Origin of the sequence: Anaerobutyricum hallii DSM 3353 (assembly GCF_000173975.1) — a bacterium.
GTDB lineage: Bacteria > Bacillota > Clostridia > Lachnospirales > Lachnospiraceae > Anaerobutyricum > Anaerobutyricum hallii.
In genome coordinates this window covers 1-3,035 of the sequence record NZ_ACEP01000123.1, presented here as the reverse complement: position 1 = coordinate 3,035, position 3,035 = coordinate 1, and the positions used below count along the sequence as shown (strand labels likewise).

The 3,035-nt window shown below is 38.7% G+C and carries 5 protein-coding genes; all 5 read left to right on the top strand.

Annotation, left to right across the window (positions count from 1 at the left end; all coding sequences use genetic code 11):
- The first annotated feature begins 123 nt into the window (after nt 1-123).
- A complete protein-coding gene (locus EUBHAL_RS12210; protein WP_044923378.1) occupies nt 124-1,032 on the top strand; it encodes a deoxyribonuclease IV in 909 nt (302 codons plus the stop codon).
- Entirely contained in the window at nt 1,029-1,736 is a 708-nt protein-coding gene (locus EUBHAL_RS12205) for an MBL fold metallo-hydrolase (protein WP_005350274.1), read from the top strand. The genes EUBHAL_RS12210 and EUBHAL_RS12205 overlap by 4 nt, the downstream gene beginning before the upstream one ends.
- Nucleotides 1,737-1,901: 165 nt before the next feature.
- A complete protein-coding gene (locus tag EUBHAL_RS12200) occupies nt 1,902-2,282 on the top strand; it encodes a RidA family protein (RefSeq protein WP_005350272.1) in 381 nt (126 codons plus the stop codon).
- An 8-nt stretch (nt 2,283-2,290) separates the two neighbouring features.
- A complete protein-coding gene (locus tag EUBHAL_RS12195) occupies nt 2,291-2,542 on the top strand; it encodes a Smr/MutS family protein (RefSeq protein ID WP_005350269.1) in 252 nt (83 codons plus the stop codon).
- Nucleotides 2,543-2,742: 200 nt separating this feature from the next.
- A complete protein-coding gene (locus EUBHAL_RS12190; RefSeq protein WP_022170221.1) occupies nt 2,743-3,006 on the top strand; it encodes an HPr family phosphocarrier protein in 264 nt (87 codons plus the stop codon).
- Nucleotides 3,007-3,035 lie beyond the last annotated feature (29 nt).

The following is a 3,035-nucleotide window of genomic DNA, read 5'->3' as shown; positions in this document are numbered from 1 at the left end:
ATCATTTAGCTTCGGGAGTTCGTCTGCTTCGCAGCCTCACAAATCAGAAATCTTCTTGCTTATATTCTGGTGTTTTGCTATCATTTAAGGTGCAAATACAAGAAAGATATGGAGAACATTATGATAAAATTAGGATGCCACGTTGGCATGAGCGGTAAAGAAATGTTTCTGGGTTCTGTTAAAGAAGCAATTTCCTATAACGCGAATACATTTATGATCTATACTGGTGCGCCACAGAATACACGCAGGAAGCCTGTGGAGGAACTTCGGATTGAAGAAGGATGGGCTTTGATGAGAGAGAATGGTATTGATGAGTTTGTAGTTCATGCGCCATATATCATTAACCTTGGTAATACGGTAAAGTCAGAGACTTTTGAGCTGGCGGTGGAATTTCTGCAATTAGAGTTGGAGAGGACACAGGCTCTTAAGTGTAAAACACTTGTACTTCATCCGGGAGCGCATGTTGGTGCAGGGGCTGATGTGGGAATCAGGCAGATTATCAAAGGCTTAAATGAAGTATTTTCGCAAGATAAAGATGGGAAAGTGAACATTGCACTGGAGACAATGGCTGGTAAAGGAACAGAGATTGGAAGAAGCTTTGAGGAGATTGCGGCTATTTATGATGGAGTGACACATAATGAACGTTTAAGAGTCTGCTTTGATACCTGCCATACGAGTGATGCAGGATATGATGTGCGAGAAGATTTTGCAAGTGTTATAGAGCAGTTTGATCGGATTATAGGTAAGGATCAGATCGCAGTTTTTCATATTAATGACAGCAAGAATCCACAGGGAGCACATAAAGACCGTCATGAAAATATTGGATTTGGAGAGATTGGATATGATTGCCTTCGGAATATTGTATACAATAAAGACTTTGAAGCCATTCCTAAAATATTAGAGACACCATATATACCAAATCCAGAAACAAAAAAGAGGGCATTTGCTCCGTATAAATATGAAATTGCGATGTTGAGAGAAGGTGCATTTCATGAAGATTTAAAAGAAAAAATTTTGGAGGGAAATAAATGAGTAAACTGACTGTAACATATATTAAACATAGCGGATTTCTTGTAGAGACGGCAAATAGTTATTTATTGTTTGATTATTGGCAGGGAAAACTTCCAGAATTACAGTATGATAAAGAACTTTATGTTTTTTCAAGTCATGCACATCATGACCATTATACAAAAGATATTTTTAAATTAGAAAATAAATGCCAGACAGTCGTATATGTTTTATCTTCTGATATTAAAAGAGCGAGCAGTTTCTGGAAAAAGGCAGAGAATGTTATTTTTATGAAACCGCATGAAGAGAAAGAGATTGATGACTGCGTAATATCTACATTAAAATCAACGGATGAGGGAGTTGCCTTTCTTGTAAAAACGGAAGGCAAGACCATTTACCATGCAGGAGATCTTCACTGGTGGGATTGGCCAGGTGAGCCGGAAGAGGATAATAAGATGATGGAACAGCTTTATAAAGCCGAGATGGAATATTTGAAAGCAGAAAAAATAGATTGTGCCTTTGTTGTTCTTGACCCCAGACAGGAAGAATCGGGAAGCCTTGGCATGGAATATTTTATAAAAAATGTGGGAGCACATTTCATTTTCCCGATGCATTGTTGGGAACAATATGATATTATTGAAAAGTACAAAAAAGATGTAGACAGAAAGTTCCTCACAGGGCAGATTATGAATATTACTGCGCCGGGACAGCAGTTTGTTCTGGATTAAGTATTTATCATAATACAAACCGTGGGATACACGGGGTTAACCCGCTTATGCTTAGCACAGAGGTGCTATTGAACGAGAACCAAACTCGCCGGGGTTGGGAAGCCTCATCTGTAGGTGGGGGAGAATGTCACGATAAGATAGTATAAAACAGAAAGGAAGAACATCATGGAAAAGAAAGTTATCGTATCAGAAAAATCACCAGCAGCAATCGGACCTTATTCACAGGCAATTGAATATAATGGCATTGTATACACATCTGGAGTTATCGGTGTGAATCCGGCAACAGGTGAAGTTGGAGAAACAATCGAAGAACAGACAACACAGGTATTTGAGAACTTAAAGGGACTTCTTGCAGACGCAGGCAGCAGCTTAGACCAGGCAATCAAGACAACTGTATTTATTAAAAATATGGACGATTTTGCAAAAGTAAATGAAATCTATGCTACTTATTTTACAGGTGCATTTCCAGCACGTTCCTGCGTGGAAGTAGCAAGACTTCCAAAAGACCTCTTGATCGAAGTAGAAGTAACTGCGATCAAAGGCTGATAAACTCTATGTTACAGTCAGGAATCATTGAGCTTGATGTCCATAGTATGAACAGGGCACAGGCAAAAACATATATTGACAGTCAGCTTAAAAGAGCAAAAAAAGATATCTACCAGATAAAAGTAATTCATGGGTATAGAGGTGGTACTGCAATCCGGGATATGGTCCGCAAAACTTATAGGAACCATCCGAAGGTTGTGCGCGTGGAACTGCCATTGAATCCGGGAGAAACGAATCTGATATTGAAGGAGTACTTCTGATTTAGGAAACAGACAGAAGACAGTCCACAAAGAAAGAATACAGACCTGTATTCTTTCTTTGCGGGTGTCTCTATCATTATCATGAATTGAATCTTTCCCACAAATGTGGTAAGATAAGACTAATTAAAACTGCTTTTTTCTTAATTGAGAAGGGGAAAAAAGTGAAATATATGTATAAGTATAGAGGAGGATTAAAACATATGGTACAAGCGGAGCTGACTATTACAAATGAGCAGGGAATCCATTTGGGACCAGCGAATAAAATTGCTAATTTGGCAGACCGTTATGATTGTCAGATTCATTTTAAGACGGATTACATGGATGTGAATGCAAAGAGCATTATCAATCTGATTAGTGGAACGTTCAGACATGGAGATGTTGTACAGTGTGTTTGTAATGGACCAGATGAAGAAGAAGCACTAGCAGCAATGAAGAGGATACTCTCGGAAAATTTAGAAGAATAAATAGGAATTTGCCGCAGGCAAAAGAGACG

What these genes read in the sequence shown, in the direction of transcription:
- EUBHAL_RS12205 (WP_005350274.1), top strand. Translation starts at nt 1,029, where the DNA reads ATGAGTAAACTGACTGTAACATATATTAAACATAGCGGATTTCTTGTA.
- EUBHAL_RS12200 (WP_005350272.1), top strand. Translation starts at nt 1,902, where the DNA reads ATGGAAAAGAAAGTTATCGTATCAGAAAAATCACCAGCAGCAATCGGA.
- EUBHAL_RS12195 (WP_005350269.1), top strand. Translation starts at nt 2,291, where the DNA reads ATGTTACAGTCAGGAATCATTGAGCTTGATGTCCATAGTATGAACAGG.
- EUBHAL_RS12190 (WP_022170221.1), top strand. Translation starts at nt 2,743, where the DNA reads ATGGTACAAGCGGAGCTGACTATTACAAATGAGCAGGGAATCCATTTG.